The 1,361-nt window shown below is 44.8% G+C and carries 1 protein-coding gene; it reads right to left on the minus strand.

What is annotated here, in order from left to right; translation table 11 throughout:
• Positions 1 to 80: 80 nt before the first annotated feature.
• Positions 81 to 1,250 (minus strand): IS256 family transposase, encoded by a 1,170-nt coding sequence (locus tag CCB157_RS16715; protein ID WP_077616930.1) that lies wholly within the window; start codon positions 1,248 to 1,250, stop codon positions 81 to 83.
• Positions 1,251 to 1,361: the final 111 nt, after the last annotated feature.

Consider the following 1,361-nt stretch of genomic DNA (forward strand, 5'->3'; position numbering starts at 1 on the left):
CCTTCACACAAGAGACTGAATATTCAGTCTCTTGTGTGGAAAGGGAGAATCCCCTCATCTCATCTATTTACATTATTTGGTTAATGATAACGTTCTTCAAACATTCGCTCGAGGGCTTCCTGCGCTTCGGCAAATCCTCGCAACTTTCGCCCTGCCCATTTCTCGTTAAAATCTTGAACGGTCAAATATACGACTTTTTCAGCGGCTTCTAAACTGCTCAAACTGTTCATCGGCTTTAGACGTTTCCGAATCTCCTTGATCGTTCGTTCGATGGCATTGGTCGTGTAAATCACACTTCGAATACTGCTTGGATAGTCCATAAAGGTGAGAAGAACATCCAACTCATTGGCCCACGATTGGACTTCCCTTGGGTATTTGTGAGACCATTTGGATTGAAACTGTTGAAACATCTCCAATGCGATTTCTTTATTCGGAGAACAATAAATGAGTTTCAGGTCCTCCGCCATTTCGAATTGATCTTTTTTCCGAACACGGCTGAGGGTGTTGCGGACTTTGTGCACGACACAGCGCTGCACATCGGCTTTCGGATACACCGCCTTAAAGGCTTCCTCCAGCCCCGGAAGGCCATCGAAGACGCCAAGAAGCACTTCCTTGACGCCTCTTTGGTAGAGCTGTTGGAGAATCTCCTGCCATACATAGGCGCTTTCTTGTCCTCCTACGAAGAAATCAAGAATTTCACGATACCCTTCTTCGTTCACCCCCAATACCACATAAATAACTTCTTTCTCTACCGTATCCCGGCGAAGTTTCACGTACAAGCCGTCCAAATATAAGACCGAATAACGCTGGTGTAGTGGACGAGCGTGCCATTTCTCGATGTCTTCCTTCACGACATCGGTAATCCGGCTGATCGTCGCAGGAGAATAGGTGCTTCCTAGAATTCGTTCGATAAACTTGCCAATTTCACGCGTGCTCATGCCACTTTGGTACATCCTAATGATTGCTTCCTCCAGCCAGCCCGTGTGCCGTTGGTAAGGGGCAAACAACTGTGTTTGAAATTCCCCGTTTCGGTCTCTTGGAACCAAAAGACCCTCAATCCGGCCATATTGTGTATCTAGATTTCGCTGATAGTAGCCGTTTCTCATATTCGGCGTTCCAGCCTGTTCGATTTCGAGGAAATTTTTGATTTCTTCCCGCATAATCAGTTCTAATTTTTCTTTTACAAACTGACGAATGGCATTTTCCAGTTGATTTGCCCAGTCGACATTCGGTATACTTCTTTTAGACATAGGTAGGGTACTCCTTTCTCTGGAATGTGTTGTGGTCCAAATCAGAGAATACCCTACCTTTTTTCTTTTGTTCTAGCAAAATGCTTTACACAAAATTTTATACATCATCGT

Source organism: Caenibacillus caldisaponilyticus, from assembly GCF_002003465.1.
Lineage (GTDB): Bacteria > Bacillota > Bacilli > Bacillales > Sporolactobacillaceae > Caenibacillus > Caenibacillus caldisaponilyticus.